The organism is Sphingobacterium sp. HMA12, from assembly GCF_002933815.1.
Taxonomy (GTDB): domain Bacteria; phylum Bacteroidota; class Bacteroidia; order Sphingobacteriales; family Sphingobacteriaceae; genus Sphingobacterium.
Window position 1 is genome coordinate 3152656 of sequence record NZ_BEYR01000001.1, and the last position, 16588, is coordinate 3169243.

16 protein-coding genes are annotated in these 16588 nt (G+C 40.8%); 1 reads left to right on the forward strand and 15 read right to left on the reverse strand.

Annotated elements, in window-relative coordinates:
* Positions 1-156: 156 nt before the first annotated feature.
* The 8 genes from HMAT_RS13485 to fucP form a co-directional block, all read right to left on the reverse strand.
* On the reverse strand, positions 157-948 hold the full coding sequence (locus HMAT_RS13485) for an SDR family oxidoreductase (protein ID WP_104383186.1): 792 nt from the start codon (positions 946-948) through the stop codon (positions 157-159).
* Positions 949-1126: 178 nt separating this feature from the next.
* On the reverse strand, positions 1127-1954 hold the full coding sequence (locus tag HMAT_RS13490; RefSeq protein WP_104383187.1) for an amidohydrolase: 828 nt from the start codon (positions 1952-1954) through the stop codon (positions 1127-1129).
* A 25-nt stretch (positions 1955-1979) separates the two neighbouring features.
* On the reverse strand, positions 1980-2837 hold the full coding sequence (locus HMAT_RS13495) for a fumarylacetoacetate hydrolase family protein (protein WP_104383188.1): 858 nt from the start codon (positions 2835-2837) through the stop codon (positions 1980-1982).
* Between the two features lie 37 nt (positions 2838-2874).
* Positions 2875-3639, reverse strand: a complete 765-nt coding sequence (locus HMAT_RS13500) for an SDR family NAD(P)-dependent oxidoreductase (protein WP_104383189.1) — start codon at positions 3637-3639, stop codon at positions 2875-2877.
* A 2-nt stretch (positions 3640-3641) separates the two neighbouring features.
* Entirely contained in the window at positions 3642-4955 is a 1314-nt protein-coding gene (locus tag HMAT_RS13505) for an alpha-L-fucosidase (protein WP_104383190.1), read from the reverse strand.
* 107 nt (positions 4956-5062) lie between these two features.
* Positions 5063-6721, reverse strand: a complete 1659-nt coding sequence (locus HMAT_RS13510) for a UxaA family hydrolase (protein WP_104383191.1) — start codon at positions 6719-6721, stop codon at positions 5063-5065.
* Between the two features lie 3 nt (positions 6722-6724).
* Positions 6725-7057: an L-rhamnose mutarotase gene (locus HMAT_RS13515; protein WP_104383436.1), complete on the reverse strand. Its 333-nt coding sequence runs from the start codon at positions 7055-7057 to the stop codon at positions 6725-6727.
* A gap of 123 nt (positions 7058-7180) precedes the next feature.
* The gene (gene fucP / locus HMAT_RS13520) at positions 7181-8446 is read right to left on the reverse strand and encodes an L-fucose:H+ symporter permease (RefSeq protein WP_104383192.1); all 1266 of its coding nucleotides are present in this window, start codon (positions 8444-8446) and stop codon (positions 7181-7183) included.
* A 143-nt stretch (positions 8447-8589) separates the two neighbouring features.
* Here fucP and HMAT_RS13525 point away from each other — a divergent pair, with 143 nt between their 5' ends.
* Positions 8590-9453: an AraC family transcriptional regulator gene (locus HMAT_RS13525; protein WP_104383193.1), complete on the forward strand. Its 864-nt coding sequence runs from the start codon at positions 8590-8592 to the stop codon at positions 9451-9453.
* Here the strand turns inward: HMAT_RS13525 and HMAT_RS13530 are convergent.
* From HMAT_RS13530 to rpsU, 7 genes are all read right to left on the reverse strand, one after another.
* Positions 9442-10410, reverse strand: a complete 969-nt coding sequence (locus tag HMAT_RS13530) for an NAD(P)H-quinone oxidoreductase (RefSeq protein ID WP_104383194.1) — start codon at positions 10408-10410, stop codon at positions 9442-9444. The two genes, HMAT_RS13525 and HMAT_RS13530, sit on opposite strands and share 12 nt — an antisense overlap.
* A gap of 145 nt (positions 10411-10555) precedes the next feature.
* Positions 10556-13318: a TonB-dependent receptor gene (locus HMAT_RS13535; RefSeq protein ID WP_104383195.1), complete on the reverse strand. Its 2763-nt coding sequence runs from the start codon at positions 13316-13318 to the stop codon at positions 10556-10558.
* 134 nt (positions 13319-13452) lie between these two features.
* The gene (locus tag HMAT_RS13540; RefSeq protein WP_104383196.1) at positions 13453-13980 is read right to left on the reverse strand and encodes a ferritin; all 528 of its coding nucleotides are present in this window, start codon (positions 13978-13980) and stop codon (positions 13453-13455) included.
* A gap of 377 nt (positions 13981-14357) precedes the next feature.
* The gene (locus HMAT_RS13545; protein ID WP_104383197.1) at positions 14358-14732 is read right to left on the reverse strand and encodes a DUF6686 family protein; all 375 of its coding nucleotides are present in this window, start codon (positions 14730-14732) and stop codon (positions 14358-14360) included.
* Positions 14733-14992: 260 nt separating this feature from the next.
* Positions 14993-15352 (reverse strand): ribosome hibernation-promoting factor, HPF/YfiA family, encoded by a 360-nt coding sequence (hpf, locus tag HMAT_RS13550; RefSeq protein WP_104383198.1) that lies wholly within the window; start codon positions 15350-15352, stop codon positions 14993-14995.
* Between the two features lie 14 nt (positions 15353-15366).
* Positions 15367-16248 carry a tyrosine-type recombinase/integrase gene (locus HMAT_RS13555; protein ID WP_104383199.1) on the reverse strand — a complete coding sequence of 294 codons (882 nt, stop codon included), beginning with the start codon at positions 16246-16248 and terminating at the stop codon, positions 15367-15369.
* 104 nt (positions 16249-16352) lie between these two features.
* A complete protein-coding gene (gene rpsU / locus HMAT_RS13560; protein WP_046672133.1) occupies positions 16353-16547 on the reverse strand; it encodes a 30S ribosomal protein S21 in 195 nt (64 codons plus the stop codon).
* Between the last annotated feature and the right edge of the window lie 41 nt (positions 16548-16588).

Consider the following 16588-nt stretch of genomic DNA (forward strand, 5'->3'; position numbering starts at 1 on the left):
ACAGCGAAAACAGCACTATTTACGTGTTTTATGCGTTTCAGCTATGGCTTAGTTAATGGACATCAAAAACAAAAAGCCGGAAGAGTAGTTCTTCCGGCTTGAAGGGCAAGGCCTTATTTTTTTATCACAGATAGGCTTTTTTCAATTTTCGCCTGGTTAGTGTTCCGCAATAATGGAACGGTCTAGATGCACATAACCGCCATCAACGTGGATCAATTGTCCTGTTGTATGGCTTGACTTTTCAGATAGTAAGAATACGGTTGTATCCGCAATTTCTTCTGCGGTTGTCATGCGATTTTCCAATGGAATACGATCGGTAATTTTTTTCAATATTTCCTCCGGATTTGGTAGCGTCTGAATCCAGGTATCGTATTGTGGCGTTGCGCATTCCGCAACAACAATCGCATTTACCCGGATGGAATAAGGCAACAATTCTACCGCCCATTCACGTGTCAGTGCATTTCGTCCACCATTGGAAGCGGCATAAGCCGATGTATTGCCCTGACCGGTTTCTCCCGTTTTGGAAGAGATATTGACGATACTACCTTTAGATGCTTTGAGAGCGTCGAGGGCGTGATGCGCCATTAAATAATAATGAATCAGGTTTTTATGGAGTGAGGCTACAAATTTTTCGTAATCGCCTGAAGCTAATCCTACCCCATCATTTTGTCCCGCATTATTTACCAAACCATCGATACGACCATAGACCTCCAATGTCTTTTGTACTGCTTTCCTACAATCTTCAGGTTTGGACAATTCAGCTTCAATACACAAAGCTTCAATCCCGAACTGTTTCACCTCATCCCTGACTTTCTCATTGTCGACCTGCTTACGTCCAACAATGACAGGAATAGCCTGCTCCTTAGCTAAAGCATGAACGACAGCTCGCCCGATCCCTTTGGCACCCCCCGTAACAATAACAACTTTATCTTTTAAATGAAGATCCATAATAATTTTATTGAATTGTGTGTTTCATTAATGCCGAACCTGTCTGCATCAATAAACTCGTTTCACTGGTTATTGATTAAAACCCTGTCGACAGCGTCGCGCTACTTATGCCCGCTATTTAACTGTCTTAAAGAAATCAGTATGCATTCTTTCCCTTTCATACATACCGATTTCTTTGTTATAAATTATATACACGTATAGCATTCTCTGCCCAAAACGCATTTTTTTCCGAAGCCGTAAAATCGTCCAATTTATCTTCCACAATTGCGATACTTTCTTCATAGGAGGCCGCCAAAAGGCATACCGGCCAGTCCGACCCGAACATAATCCTATCTTTTCCAAATCGTTGAAAAATATGGTCGAGATATTGTGTGAAATCATCCAATTTCCATCCTGACCAATCCGCCTCCGTTGCCAGTCCGGACACTTTACATACCACATTTGGAAAGGCTGCAAGCTTATCGATAAACACTGCCCAGTCATCAAACTCTTTTGATTTAATGGGTGGTTTGGCGATATGATCCAACACAAACTGCAGATTTGAATTCTGCTGCACACATTGCAACGTAGCCTCGTAATGACGGGGACGGATCAATAAATCGTAGGTATAACCAAAAGTGGCTAGTGCCTTCAACCCGTTCAACACAGCCGGCCGAATCAAAAAATCCGGATCCAATTCCCCTTCAACGACATGACGGAAACCTTTGATTACCGGCAATTCTTTGTAGCTGATCAACTGTTGCTCGATGTCTTCGGCCTGAAGGTCAATCCAACCGACAACACCTTTGATAAAGGGGTAACTTTTGGATAGCTGCACTAAGTAGTTTGTCTCCGCGTCAGACTGATCGGCCTGAACGGCAACACTACCTGCGAATCCGTTTCGCTCCAAGACAAACTGCATATCCAAGGGCGTAAAATCCCGTTGAATAACTTGCATTTCATCGGTAATCCAACTATCTCTTACGGGATCATATTGCCAAAAATGCTGATGGGTATCTATGCGCATAATAAAACCTAAAATGTTAGCTAAATTAATTTTTGGAATAAGCAACCACAGTCTGACGCGATTCGCCAAGACCATCTGCTCCTAATTCGATCACATCACCTGCTTTTAAATAAATTGGTGGATTGAAGCCGAGTCCAACACCAGCTGGAGTTCCCGTTGAAATCACGTCACCCGGCAATAGTGTCATAAATTTGGAAACGTAGGATACAACATGTGCGATCGAAAAAATTAAATCTTTGGTATTTCCATCTTGATAGGTCTTCCCGTTTACTTTCAACCAGATGCGCACATTATTGATATCCTTGATCTCTTCTTTGGTGGCCATAAATGGGCCCATCGGTGCGAAGGTATCACAACCTTTTCCTTTATCCCAGGTGCCACCACGTTCCAATTGATACTCGCGCTCAGAGACATCATTGTGCAGGACATAACCCGCTACATAATCCAGTGCTTCATGCTCTTCCACATAAGAAGCTTTTTTACCGATCACAATACAGAACTCCACTTCCCAGTCTGTCTTTACAGAATCTTTAGGAATCATCACGTTGTCGTATGGCCCGATTAAAGAAGTCGTGGATTTCATAAAAATAATAGGCTCAGCAGGGATTGGAGCATTGGTTTCCTTTGCATGATCCATATAGTTCAATCCGATGCAGACAATTTTGGAAGGACGGGCAAAAGGTGCTCCGATACGTTCTTCTTGAGGTATTTCAATAAGCTTACCTGCGTTTGCCTTGACGAATTCTTCCAAACGAGCCAAGCCGTCTTCTGCAAAGAATTGCTCGTTGTAATCACCACCAAATGCACTTACATCGTAATTTACACCGTCAATCTGAACTCCGATTTTCTCTTTTCCGAAGGCTCCAAAACGTATTAATTTCATAGTTTTATAGATTTGAGATTTGTCTAGTATCTAATATTTAATTATTCAATTTAATAAAACCACCATCAATAGGATAATCATTGCCGGTAATAAAACCCGCATCATCACTACAAAGAAAAAGTGCCAATTTAGCAATTTCCTCCGGCTGTGCCATACGGCCGATTGGTTGGCTTGCGGACAACTTTTCAAACATTTCCTCTTCTTGACCGGGATAGTTCTTCGCAATAAATCCATCCACAAAAGGGGTATGCACACGGGCTGGCGAGATACTGTTGCACCGGATGCCAAAAGCCATATAATCGCGTGCGACAGACATGGACATCGCATAGATCGCACCTTTACTCATGGAATAGGCAAAACGATCTGTAATCCCAACCCATGCCGCAATTGAAGCCAGATTAAGGATAGCCCCTGCCCGCTGTGCCTTCATGATTGGTACAATTGCATATAATGCATTGTATGCGCCCTTCACATTCACATTAAAAATGCGTTCAAAGTCTTCGGATTTACAGTTTTCTAAATTGCCAACGTGGGCAATGCCAGCATTATTTACTAAAATATCAATTTTCCCGATATTTTGCGCTATCGTGCCAATTTCTTGTTGATCGGTTACGTTACAACGATTGAACACAGCCTGTCCTCCTAGAGCCAAAATTTCTTCCACTACAGCATGCCCACCCTCCTCATTTAAATCCAAAATATGGACTTTCGCTCCTTCCTTAGCAAATTGCACACTGATAGCGCGGCCAATTCCACTACCACCGCCTGTAATAACAGCTACTTTTTGTTCTAATTTTCCCATTGTTATTTAATTGTTAGTGTTAAAACTAGATCCGCCTCATCGTTTGATGCGGGCAAATCCAATTGTAAACTATGATCTTTATTACTAAATTTAATATCCTTATTTCCGATAAATGTCTTCACTTTCTTAACCTGATAAGGAAGCTTGGCAATAACTAATTCTTTTTTCTCAGGTTTAAGGACATGCAGGAATACCTGATTTCCTTTTCGCGTCAATGCATAATCATCCGTAGGCGCTATTCCTCCTGCTTCCGTTCCGTAAATGGTCTCGCCATAGACAGCCAACCATCTTCCAAGATCTTTTAAGCGATCTTGTTGATAGTCCTGGATCTCGCCATTCGGCATCGGTCCCACATTCAGTAACAGATTTGAACCATGTCCGGCAGCTTTAACCAGATAAGTCAAAACCTCTCTGAACGATTTACGGGTCCTATCTTTCAATTCAAAACCCCAAGATCCAGCAATCGTACCACATACCTCTTTGGGCAATTTGCCGACATCATGTGCACTTGTTCCAAATCCAGTGGTGTTCTCCCCCGGCAAATCACGTTCAAACATCTGAAAGTCCTCGCCTTCAAAAGGAGCCAGATGGTGATTGTTACCCACCAGACATTGTGGCTGCAACTTATGGATCAATTCATAAATCTCTTTAAAATGCCAATCTTCTTTGGGTTTGTCCCAATGACCATCAAACCAAATTCCATCAATTTGCCCATATTCCGTAAGAAGCTCGGTCAACTGACTCTTCATAAACTGCACATAATGATTCCAATCGCCTTTTGTGGAGTCACGGCCTGAAATGCCACCTCCTGTTTTACCAGCTGGCAAATAATCATTCCGATGCCAATCCAGTAGTGAATAGTAAAACATGACTTTTATCCCTTCGGCACGGCAGGCTGCTACCAGCTCTTTTACAATATCACGTTTAAACGGTGACTTTTTCACGATGTTGTAATCGGATGTTTGACTATTCCACATCGCAAAACCATCGTGATGCCTTGTTGTAAAAGTGATATATTTCGCACCGGCCTGTTTAAATAATTTTGCCCATGCTTTTGCGTCAAAAGAAATGGGATTAAAAAATTTAGGCAGCAATGCATACTCATCCAGGCTGATGTTCTGATTATTCATGACCCATTCGCCATCCCCCAACACGCTATATACCCCCCAATGGATAAAGACTCCAAATCGAGATTGTTCAAACCATTCCCTATTTTTTAAGTTTTCAGGACTTGGTTGGTAATGTTGCTGACTATAACCATAGGAAATGGATCCTATGAGCAAGGCCAGGCTGCAGATGACATGTTTTAGTTTCATATGGAATTATTTATGATTTAAAGGCCATATGGAATATCCAGACCATTTTGTATGCTGTGTATGCTTTTTTGACATGGATATTTCATTATGCTTGATAATTTGTTTATTTACAAAGAAACGCCCCTTCGCCAAGGAATAAAATCATCCTGTCCCAACAAGACTGCTTTAGGTTTAATTTCACCTGAAGCAACTTCAATCACATAATCAAGGATGCGATGCGCAGCCTGTTCAATGCTCTCTGTACCTTCGATAATGGTACCACAATTGAGATCTATGATATCAGGCATTTTTTCAAAAGTTTTGGTATTGGTCGATAGTTTTACCACAGGTGTAATCGGATTTCCTGTCGGCGTGCCCAGACCTGTCGTAAATAGGACAATATTAGCTCCTGCAGCAACCTCTGCAGTGGTACTCTCTACGTCATTACCCGGTGTACACAGTAGGTTTAGCCCTGCACCATTGGCAAGTTCGGGATAATCTATCACGGCCGCTACCGGTGAAGTACCGCCTTTCTTCGCAGCTCCTGCAGATTTAATCGCATCCGTAATTAGGCCATCACGGATATTGCCCGGAGATGGATTCATATAGAAGCCCGAACCATCTGCTTCCGCCTTAGCGTTATAGGTCCGCATTAAGCTCATAAATTTCTCCGCAGTAGCTTCATCCACACAACGGTCACTAAGCTCCTGTTCCACACCACACAGTTCAGGAAATTCAGCTAAAATGACTGAACCGCCTAAAGTCACCAGAATATCGGAAACAAAACCCAGCGCCGGATTGGCAGAAATGCCCGAGAACCCATCTGAGCCACCACATTCCAAGCCTATACATAGCTTGTCCAACGTGGCTGGCTTGCGCTCATTTTTATCCGCCTGCATCATACCGGCAAAAGTCGCTTTGATCGCCTTTTGCATCAATTCTTTCTCCGTACCCTCTTTTTGCTGTTCAAAGATATATAAAGGCCGGTCGAATCCCGGATTTCTTTTCTCGATTTCAGCCTTTAGAATAGAAGCTTGCGCATGTTGACACCCTAAGCTCAATACTGTCGCTCCCGCAACGTTTGGGTGGGTTATGTAACCGGCCAGCAAACCACATAAGGCATCGGAATCCATGCGCGTACCACCACAGCCCATTTCATGATTCAGAAACTTGATACCATCGACATTTTTAAACAAACGCTCTTGTTCATTTGAAGCCGGATTGGCCAATAAGTCCTGCCCGAGAATCTGGTTCACATCTGCTCCGGACTTGTACAAATCTATTAAGTCTTCTACTTCGGCGATATAATTATTGGCTTTCACTTTATAGCCCAATTTTTCTTCGAAAGCCGCTTTAAGTGTTAGGACATTCCGGTTTTCGCAGAATACCAATGGAATGACCAACCAATAATTTGCGGTTCCCACCGTACCATTCGAGCGGTGAAACCCGTTGAATGTTTTGTCTTTAAATGCAGTGATATCCGGTTTGGTCCAAGCTGTTTTGCGGTCCCCCATTCTAAAATCTTCGGATGCATGACGTAGATTTTCTGTTGTAATCAATTCACCGGCACTTAAATCATCATTCAGCTTACCAACCAAAACACCGTACATCAATATTTCGGCATCTCGCTTCATCGGCTGAATGGTAAACTTATGTTTGGCCGCGACGGCTTGTTTCAATGTGAACTCGCTGCCTTCGAAAACAATTGTCGTTCCTTCGGCCAAGTCCTGTAAAGCAACCAGGACATTATCCATCGGATGGATCTGTAAATAGCGTTGTATGGCCATAATTTAAACTAATTCAAATATTTTATTCATCATTACCCATTTCTCACCTGGTTTGGCTCCCGGGATGGCAGCCTGATATTTCCACATCAGTTGCTCCCACTCCTGTACCTTTTCATTGGCCGCATCCATCGCTGCTTTTTTGTCAAATGAAAAATCCGCCCCAACTTCCATGTTCATAAACAGTCTATTCTCAAAACGGTAGATTTCCATTTGCGTTACGCCGGCATCCAAAATCGATTGCTTGATCTCTGGCCACACCGCACGGTGATAATCCTCGTATTCTTTGATCAATTGTGGATCATTCACAAGATCCAATGCCATGACATATTTTTTCATCTGTATAAATTTGTTTTTTGTGATGAAGCGATCAGATTTATTCATCGAGAGCATGTTTTAAGCGGCATTTATGAGCTCGCTTTGCTCGTTTTGAATAAATTATGATGGTTTCATTGTTCTTTATTAATGTGATTTAAGATTTTCTGTTTCGGCGATACTCACGTTCTTATTCTGAAAGGCAAAGGCCAATACCACAATAAAACAGACTAAAGGCACAAAATAGCCGTATTGAAAATGGCCTGTTGTATCCGATATCAAACCCAAAAGCGGTGGTAATAAGGCCCCGCCAACAATAGACATAACGATTAAACTGGATGCAGATTTAGTATCTGCGCCAATGCCTTGTACTCCAAAGGCAAAAATAGTCGGAAACATAATGGACATGAAAAATGCGATTCCGATCAAGGCATATAATGTGGCTACACTTGTCCCAAAAATAACGAATAGCGATAATGCGATCGTAACAAACGAGTAGATGATCAACAACTTGGATGCGGACATAAAACGCATAAAGAAAGTACCGATAAATCGGCCCAACATAAATGCTAATCCGGCAAAACCAGCGTAGTCTGCCCCGTCCTTACCTGATATTCCGGCAACTTCGGTTGCATATAGTACCAAAAAGCTTAAAATACAGACCTGTGCACCAACATAAAAAAACTGAGCAATAACAGCCCATCTTACATTTTTGTGTTTCAAGGCGTGAAAAAAGCCAGCTTTTCCCTCTTCCTCATCATCTTTGATATCCGGTAATTTAGTAAAGAAAAACAAAGCCGCGATCAATAAGATCAATACCCCCAAAACCAGGTAAGGCAGTTTTACAGAGGCTGTCTCCGACTGAATGTAAGCTAATTTTGCCTGTTCAGCCATTTGTGCAAGTTCTTCCTGTGATTTCGGTTCGTGCGACAAAATAAATTTCCCGCCGAATATAGGTGCTAAGAACGCTGCAAGACCATTGAATGACTGCGCAAAATTTAGCCGTTGAGCGGATGTGGAAGGGTCGCCCAGTATTGCCACATAGGGATTGGCAGCTGTCTCTAAGATCGTCAAGCCACAGGCAACAACAAACAGCGCCCCCAAAAAGAAAACATAACTGATCGTATTCGCTGCCGGAACAAATAAAAAGCAACCCAGTGCAAAGAACAACAGTCCGATCAGAATGCCCGCCTTATAGCCATAGCGTTTCATAATAATTCCCGCAGGGATCGCCATCACAAAATAGGCGATAAATACCGCTGAATCAACCAAAGACGCCTGGAAATGCGATAAGCTAAAGGCATTCCGCAAATGTGGAATCAAGATCGGATCAAGGTTATGGATAAATCCCCAAAAGAAGAACAAGGAGGTCACCAAAATCAAGGCAAATGTGTAACTCTTTTTGTTAGTCATATATTCAAATGGTTATAAGTAGTTATTTTATGTAAAATAAGCCTAAAAAACCTAGACAATATTCAAGTATATTATCAATTTATTAAGCTATATTACCATATCTAAACAGAAATAAGTAACTTTAATGCATATATTTCATAGTCATGAAAGCACAATTACTGCATTTAGACAACGACCTTACCCATTCATTCAATGCGAGAAGAGACGATACGCCACAATACCATAATATTTGGCACTATCACGAAGAGCTCGAACTGATTTATTTTGCTGAAGGATCTGGCACACAATTTATTGGCGATAGTGTGAGACGTTTTGAATCTGGAGATATCACTTTGGTAGGTTCCAATCTTCCCCATTATTGGTTGTTTGATGAGATCTACCTACGGGAAGATCGTCCACGGGCCGCAGATATACAGGTTCTGCATTTTAAGGAAAACTTCTGGGGCAATGAATTCACCAACTTGCCGGAAAACAAAAACATCAAAGACTTGATGCGGATTTCGAAACGGGGTATTGCACTTTCCAAATCATGCCGGACAGAAACGATAGCGCATATCGATGCCATATTAAATGGTGTTGGCACCACGCGCCTTATTCACCTGCTCCAGCTTCTTATGAGCATCGCGGCAGAAGAACAACATGACCTATTAACCAGTACAAGCTTTACGATTCAGTCACAGAGCCAGGATGCGGACCGTATGCGTATTGCCATGCATTACATCGGTGAAAATTATCGGGATCAAATCCGTCTACAGGAGCTAGCCTCTTTGACAGGTATGACTCCCAATTCATTTTGTCGTTATTTTAAATCACAGCTGGGGAAAACACTTTTTCAGTTTCTAATTGAAATGCGTGTAAAGACCGCATGTAATCTCCTAATGGAAAACAAGCAGACAATCAAACAAATCTGCTTCGAATCCGGATTTCAAAACTTTTCAAGTTTCCACAAATATTTCAAGAATATCACGGGCACAACACCCCTAAACTATCAAAAATCAAAAAGTTAAGACGACCTTGCCCAGCAAGGTGGAATCTTCCATTAAACGATGCGCCTCTGGGGCCTCCTCAAATGGAAGAACACGAAACAGGACCGGTTTAAAATCTCCGGTAACAATCTTAGGCCACACCTTAGCCAAGATCTCATTACGCAATACTTCTTTAAATTGACGATCCCTTGCTCTAAGGGTGCTTCCTGTCAATGTAATCCGCTTTTGCATCAATTTAAGCAAGTTCAATTCCACTTTTGCACCTTGCATGGCATTGATATAGACCAGATGCCCATCAGGGTTTAGAAGATCTATATTTTTTTCGAAATAAGCACCGCCTATACTATCCAAGATCACATCAACCCTGAGATCGGCCAATACCTGCTGGAAGTCTTCCCTTTTATAATTAATGACTTTTGATGCACCAAGAGATTGGCAAAAAAGGCCTTTTTCTTCCGAACTAACGGTCGTATAGACTTCTGCCCCAAATAGGACGCCCAACTGAATAGCGGTACTCCCGATCCCGCCGGCTCCGCCATGAACTAAAAAGTGTTCACCAGCCTGCAGTTTTCCCCGACGAAAAACATTATCCCACACCGTGAAAACTGTTTCTGGAAGTGCTGCAGCCGCTTCAAAAGTCAGATTAGGCGGAATAGGAAGACAATGGCCTTCATATACGGAAACATAATTTGCATACCCGCCACCAGCGACCAATGCACATACCGGATCACCGATATTCCAACGATCGACCAGAGGCCCCTTTGCGACAATAACTCCCGCCACCTCGAGTCCCGGAATTCGGGGATCGACACCTGCAGGAGCGGGATAGTTTCCCTTACGCTGAAAAACGTCCGGCCTGTTCACCCCAGCCGCCTTGACTGCTATCAGCACATCCAAGTCACCCATTGGGGGTTGTTCAAGCTCCTCAACATGCAATACCTCCGGACCGCCCGATTGGGTTATAACCACTGCTTTCATCTGTGAATATTTATTTATTTATTATGTTTTTATTCGTGCTCGTCTAGAGACCACTATTTTTTCTTCCAACTATTCGATGGGCCCATCCGTTGTTTAACCTTCATATTACCTATCCCGGAATACCGACGTCTTCAGCTACGCATTTTTAGGATTTCTTCGGATATTTTTGTAGCCGTATATTGAGCGAGAGCATAAAATAACGGGCCAAGCGATTGTTTTGAACATCCAATATATCGTTTCCGACAACCGCACGGGAGATTCCCGTATTCTGATTCATCAAATCAAATCCCTGAAACCGCAGCATACCCAGATTATTGCGTCCAAAAGTATATTCCAGATAGGCATTAATGATCGTTGGATTGATATTGCTCCATGAACTTGAATACCCTGCGTTAAACTTTTGAGACAACTCCAGTCCCATGGTAAAATGTTTGCCCATATAGGCCTTTGAACCCAAGCCCACAATCCCCGAATGCGCCGTAATATTATCGCGAACAGGCCAATCAAAAGTCGCCCGATTCAGCGAATAATTACCATTGAGCTCGGCCTCAAAAATATCGTTCCAGGCATAGCGAAATTGAATCGCCTGTGTGAATAAAAAATGTCCACCAAAGCTTTTCTTATCATTGACATACGATATATTGTTGTAATAATCAGCATTACCGTTAAGGCTCATCTGTAAGTTATCCGAAAACAAAGAGGCTGTAAAAAGATAGTAACTTTTGATATCAAAATAGCCTTCAGTATTCAGGTATGTTGTTTTTTGTACTGTTGAATTAGGCTCGATCGTACGGTTTGCCACAATTTTATCATTGACAAGGTTATAAGCAAGACTAGCTTCAAGATATTGTCCCTTACGCGTCATGGATTTTCGGTATTTTGAAACTATGCTATGTGCAAATTCAGATTTCAGATCCTTGTTTCCAATAACAATATTCTGAGTATTGGTATTATCTACTACAGGTTGTATCTGATAAAAACTAGGCTGGTTATTTCGTCCATAATAATCTATAGCCAGATCCTCGTCTTTCGTAAACTTCCATTTTAGCCCCGCCGAAGGAACAAGATTGACATTCGGATAGGAAGTTCGTATGTTTTCATTCGTTAAAGCCCCGGTTAATTCTGAAGCCTGGACTGCAAAGCCCAAATTTATCTTAACATTTTTTCCTATATCCTGACGGTAAACCATCCCAACCTTATTATTAGCAAAAGAATAATCGTATTTTAAACTTAATGAATCTATCAAAAGAGGTTTCTCTTGAAGTGTATTATCGAAAGTCAAACGACTGGCATCAATTCTTGTATAATCAAAATCGTAATTGATCTCCAAAACACCGCCTAGATCCACAGGTTCCACAAGAGACAAACGGCTTTGGATATTTTTACTTTCATTATTGGATTGGATCATCTGATTTAGATAAGTATTTGTGACCTTTGGAGGAGTCAGGCTACTATCTATGGCTGTATTATCATCACGCAACACCTCATCTTTATCTAAAGAGTTAAAGTCAGAATGAAAAGTATACAATATTTTTCGGCCCGGTTTATCAAAACTACGCACATAAAACAGATCAAGGGCTGCTGCGGGGCTCTCGGTACTATTCGCTGCCTCATAGTTACCCGTACTGCTCAGTATATTATTTCTTATCCGTCTATCTTTTAATGTTCGGCTTGTAGAATTGGTCCAGGAGAGTTTTGGAGAAATCTTTAATTGATCTTTAGGCGACAGCTTCATGTCAAAGTCCCAGTCCATCTTGTGTGTCCGGTCAACCGACTTTATTTTGTAATCCTCATAGTTACTGATTGCTGTATTACTTCCTTTTCCAGACCCATAAATAGACTGCAAAAAAGAATTTCCTACCGTATTATTATTACGCTGTGTAAAAGAATATTTTCCACTTGCGTTCACCTTTTTGGATAGTGGACTGGAAAAACTTGCTCCAATAGAACTTATCTTATTAACACCATCGGTGGGATCAGCAAAATCCGCCAATTCGCCCATTTCCCGTTCACGCTCCCCTCCATTCGGAGAGCCGAATGAAAAGAGATTGGTATTTGTATTATTCATCGAAGACACGATAGAATATTCCTTTCCATTATCAAATCTATTCACCCCAATACTGCCCAGATAGCGCTCAGCGGTTCCCCCGCCCAATGTCGCCTGCCCAAAGGTGATTTTTTTCTTATCTTCTTTAAGGACAATATTCAGTACTTTCTCTGACTCCGTGCTTTTGATGCCTTTGGCCGTTGCTTCATCACCATAAAAATCAATGACCTGTACACTCTTGACAAAATCTGCCGGAAGGTTCCGTGTAGCCGTAAGTACATCGCCACCAAAGAATTTTTTACCATCAACTTTTACCGACGATATCGCTTTTCCAAAAGCATAGACTGACCCGTCTCTGGATACTTGCACATTTGGCAGGGCTTTGAGCGCTTCCTCTAAAAGTGCCCTCCGATCGAACTGAAAAGCGTCCAAATTAAACTGCACGGTATCTTGCTTATAGACAATAGGTTTATATTTTTGGATAACGATTTCTTTGAGCAAGGATACATGTGGAAACATGGTCAATTTTCCTACATCTAATTTGGCTGTGCTACTATTGTATAGCGGATAACTTCTTTCGAGAATACTCAAACCTATCTGGCTACAGCTTATGCGAATGTCGTTGCCCAGAACACGTCCGAAGTGAAAATAGCCGGTAGCTGAGGTTGATGAAAACAAGGTATCCCGGGAACTCGTCAAATGCACGCTAACACCTTTCAGCGGACTGCCGGCAGTATCTACAACAATTCCATAAACTTCTTTTTTTGTCGCCTGACCAAAAGTGCTTTTAGGCAGAAAAAATAAGCTTATAATGGATAACAAAAGTATAAACCGGATTATATCCCCGCCCCTTAGTTTCATCAAACAGACTTTGCAATAATACAATTCAATATAAGAATTCTTAAGCTATTAACGTAAAAAGTTGTGATTTTGTATAAAAAAAAACGAGTTGTTAGGAAAACAACTCGTTCTTTCAACTAATTTTTTATAATCTGTTACTCACCTGCAAAGGTAACCTTCACAAGATGTTTGTCAATTTCCCAACGACCTGTACCATCTTCACCAATGACATCAAATAATTCCAGGATACGTCGTGCAACAAACTCTTCCTCTACTTGCTCTTCAAGGAACCATTGTACAAAGTTGAAGGTCACATAATCCTTCGCTTTGGCACATCTATCAGCAATATTATTAAACTGCTCTGTGACAAACATTTCCTGCTCCAAAGTCTGCTCAAATACTCCGCGGAATGATTCGAAATCTTGTGGGATACCAGTAATTTCCGGCGAGATCGCACGTCCACCACGATTGTTAATGTAGTTGAAAAGTTTCAACATGTGCTCACGCTCTTCGTTAGACTGCTTTGCAAAAAACTCAGCAGCGTTTTCCAACCCCTGATCATCACACCATGAAGACATTGCCAAATATAGTGCTGAAGAATGTGCTTCTACTTTGATCTGTGCATTTAGTATATTTTCGATCTCTTCTTTCAAAGAAGATTTTAATTTCAATAAATCTTTCATATTTACCTTAAGTTTAATTTCTAAAACAATCTCAAGTGATACACCTTATCACCCGATTACATTACAAAGATACATCCGATTTGGAAAGTCTGTATAAACAATCTGCAATACAAATTCAGTCTAAATTAGACAGACAAACCGCAACTTGTTTAGAATCAATACAATTACAAATACCGTTCATTGATACTTTCAATAGCCCATAAATTTAAATAATGATAGTCATGTTACTCCAATAAATACCGATTTTCAATAGGTGTAGCTGTACATGAAAAGGATACTTATTTAATTTTAATTTAAATAAGCACGCTATATAACAAAAAGCGGTGTATCTCTTGTTAGATACACCGCTTTTTTGTATATTATTATAAAATATATGCCTATGCCAAGACAGCAAAAGGCGATACCTGTAGACAGGTTCTGATAACCGAATTTAATTCCATCATAAATTTAGCGCCATCCAACAGTTCGCGAAGCTGAAGCACATCCTCTACAGCAAGAATGAAGCATCTCTCTGTACGAAAAGGCATAACAATCTCAAAATCAGATGAACGTGTGGTATCATTGATCATACGTTCCACATCAATAGTATCCATGTGCTTCTTGAATTTCAAAAAGTCTGATACCGAAAAAGATGTCGTTTCGTTATTGTACTCTAACCAGAAGCAATTTTTACGGCTACATTGATAAACCGTACCGGCTGTGGTAGAAAACACTTCTTCAACGTGCGCTAATGGACAAACCAATTCTGACATTTCTATTACCTTCTCTTTTAAACTGCTCAAAAATAAATATTATTTATAATCAATCCAAGTAAATAACTGATTATTTTGATTAAATATAAATAAGCTTACTATTTGAAATTGCTGACAAGTTCTGAATCCCCTAAACGGCTTGCCAAGCACTTAAGACGAGGAAGCTAGCAGTTCCACAAAGTCAGCACAACTCGATGGCCACCATAAAAAAAGGAGGTCAATTTAAATTGACCTCCTTCCTTAAAAGTATATAGTATATTTTAATCTAATTCTTCCTCTTCTTCTTCCTCCACGGAAAGTACTTCTTTGCGATTGCTAATAACGGTATTCTTCGTCTTTGTTTTATGTTTATTAATCTGTCTACGTAAGGATTCTACGGCGATATCTGTCGCCTCCTCAAAACTCTTCGCCTGCCCTTTTGCGAAAAGTTGGCTTCCTGGAATGTTCAGTTTAATCTCTGAAATCTTATTTGCCTCGTCATCGACATTTTCCAATCGCAGGTAGCATTCACCACCGATAATTGAATCCAAAAACTGCTCTAATTTTCCTGTTTTCTTTTTAATGAATTCGATTAACTTTTGATCTGCATTAAATCGAATGGATTGCACAGTAATGTTCATTTTTCCTCCTTTTTTTAAGCTTTTGGATGAGCTTGTTTATAAATAGACTTCAATCGTTCTGCTGAGTTGTGCGTGTACACCTGCGTTGCAGCAAGCCCCGCATGTCCCAGCAGTTCTTTAATTGCATTTAAATCCGCCCCGTTATCCAATAGGGCTGTTGCGAACGTATGCCTCAAAATATGAGGACTCCGCTTACCCTGCGTGGAAATCAGTGTTAAATAACGATGCACAATATCATAGATCAGCTTGGCATACGCTGGTTTACCTTCTTTCGTAACAATCAGTAAGCTGTTATTAGTATCAACAAATTGCGACGCCTTTTGTTGCAAATAGTTTTTCAATTCTTTTACTAAAAGATCATTTATCGGAACAAGCCGTTCTTTGCTCCTTTTACCTAATATAAGAATATTTTTATTAAAAAAATCTATATCCTGCTCCTTAATTTTCAACAGTTCGGCCAAACGAATTCCCGTACCAAAAAGTAACTCCATGACCATGTAATTCCGGCATGACTCAAAATCGTTCTGCTCTTGTTCCAGATGATCCAACAGAAGAACCAGTTTTTCTTTCTCGACAACGACGGGAAGCTTCTTTGCCGTCTTTAAGGCCTTAATAAGTGTCATGGGATTTTTATCCAGGCATTCCTCACGTTGAAGAAATTTAAAATAGGTCCGCAACGAAGACATGCTTCGATTGACAGAACTCGCATTCTTACCAGATTCCATCATCTTCGCGAAGTAATGCCGTAAATCTCGATAAACAACATCCGATAACACGAGCCCCTCCGCATCCAAAAAAGACTGAAACATCTCCAACTCGTGTCGATAGGCAACAACCGTATGTTCTGAATATCTTTTTTCAATCTGTAAATACCGAATAAACTCCTTTTCCAACATAATTTCCCGCGCTATACTATCCTTAAATTACAAACTTAAAAGCACAAAAAAAAGGGAAAAGCAATGCTTTTCCCTTTATATTTTTTAAATTCTCAGCGAATCAATTAGTTAGCCACATCTTGATTCAAAGATTGTTTGTAAATCGCTTTTTTCACTTGAATGCGACGAGTTACAGATCTCTTTTCATAAGCTTGACGTGAACGCAACTCTCTTAAAACGCCAGTTTTCTCGAATTTCTTCTTGAAACGTTTTAATGCTCTATCTAAAGATTCTCCTTCTTTTACATTTACGATAATCATGCGTTGTATATACCTCCTTTCGTCGCTTTTAAAATTTAAAG

What these genes read in the sequence shown, in the direction of transcription:
- HMAT_RS13535 (WP_104383195.1), bottom strand. Translation starts at nt 13,318, where the DNA reads ATGAAACTAAGGGGCGGGGATATAATCCGGTTTATACTTTTGTTATCC.
- HMAT_RS13540 (WP_104383196.1), bottom strand. Translation starts at nt 13,980, where the DNA reads ATGAAAGATTTATTGAAATTAAAATCTTCTTTGAAAGAAGAGATCGAA.
- HMAT_RS13495 (WP_104383188.1), bottom strand. Translation starts at nt 2,837, where the DNA reads ATGAAATTAATACGTTTTGGAGCCTTCGGAAAAGAGAAAATCGGAGTT.
- HMAT_RS13530 (WP_104383194.1), bottom strand. Translation starts at nt 10,410, where the DNA reads ATGAAAGCAGTGGTTATAACCCAATCGGGCGGTCCGGAGGTATTGCAT.
- HMAT_RS13500 (WP_104383189.1), bottom strand. Translation starts at nt 3,639, where the DNA reads ATGGGAAAATTAGAACAAAAAGTAGCTGTTATTACAGGCGGTGGTAGT.
- HMAT_RS13555 (WP_104383199.1), bottom strand. Translation starts at nt 16,248, where the DNA reads ATGTTGGAAAAGGAGTTTATTCGGTATTTACAGATTGAAAAAAGATAT.
- HMAT_RS13545 (WP_104383197.1), bottom strand. Translation starts at nt 14,732, where the DNA reads ATGTCAGAATTGGTTTGTCCATTAGCGCACGTTGAAGAAGTGTTTTCT.
- HMAT_RS13485 (WP_104383186.1), bottom strand. Translation starts at nt 948, where the DNA reads ATGGATCTTCATTTAAAAGATAAAGTTGTTATTGTTACGGGGGGTGCC.
- HMAT_RS13490 (WP_104383187.1), bottom strand. Translation starts at nt 1,954, where the DNA reads ATGCGCATAGATACCCATCAGCATTTTTGGCAATATGATCCCGTAAGA.
- HMAT_RS13525 (WP_104383193.1), top strand. Translation starts at nt 8,590, where the DNA reads ATGAAAGCACAATTACTGCATTTAGACAACGACCTTACCCATTCATTC.
- HMAT_RS13505 (WP_104383190.1), bottom strand. Translation starts at nt 4,955, where the DNA reads ATGAAACTAAAACATGTCATCTGCAGCCTGGCCTTGCTCATAGGATCC.
- HMAT_RS13515 (WP_104383436.1), bottom strand. Translation starts at nt 7,057, where the DNA reads ATGAAAAAATATGTCATGGCATTGGATCTTGTGAATGATCCACAATTG.
- rpsU (WP_046672133.1), bottom strand. Translation starts at nt 16,547, where the DNA reads ATGATTATCGTAAATGTAAAAGAAGGAGAATCTTTAGATAGAGCATTA.
- fucP (WP_104383192.1), bottom strand. Translation starts at nt 8,446, where the DNA reads ATGACTAACAAAAAGAGTTACACATTTGCCTTGATTTTGGTGACCTCC.
- hpf (WP_104383198.1), bottom strand. Translation starts at nt 15,352, where the DNA reads ATGAACATTACTGTGCAATCCATTCGATTTAATGCAGATCAAAAGTTA.
- HMAT_RS13510 (WP_104383191.1), bottom strand. Translation starts at nt 6,721, where the DNA reads ATGGCCATACAACGCTATTTACAGATCCATCCGATGGATAATGTCCTG.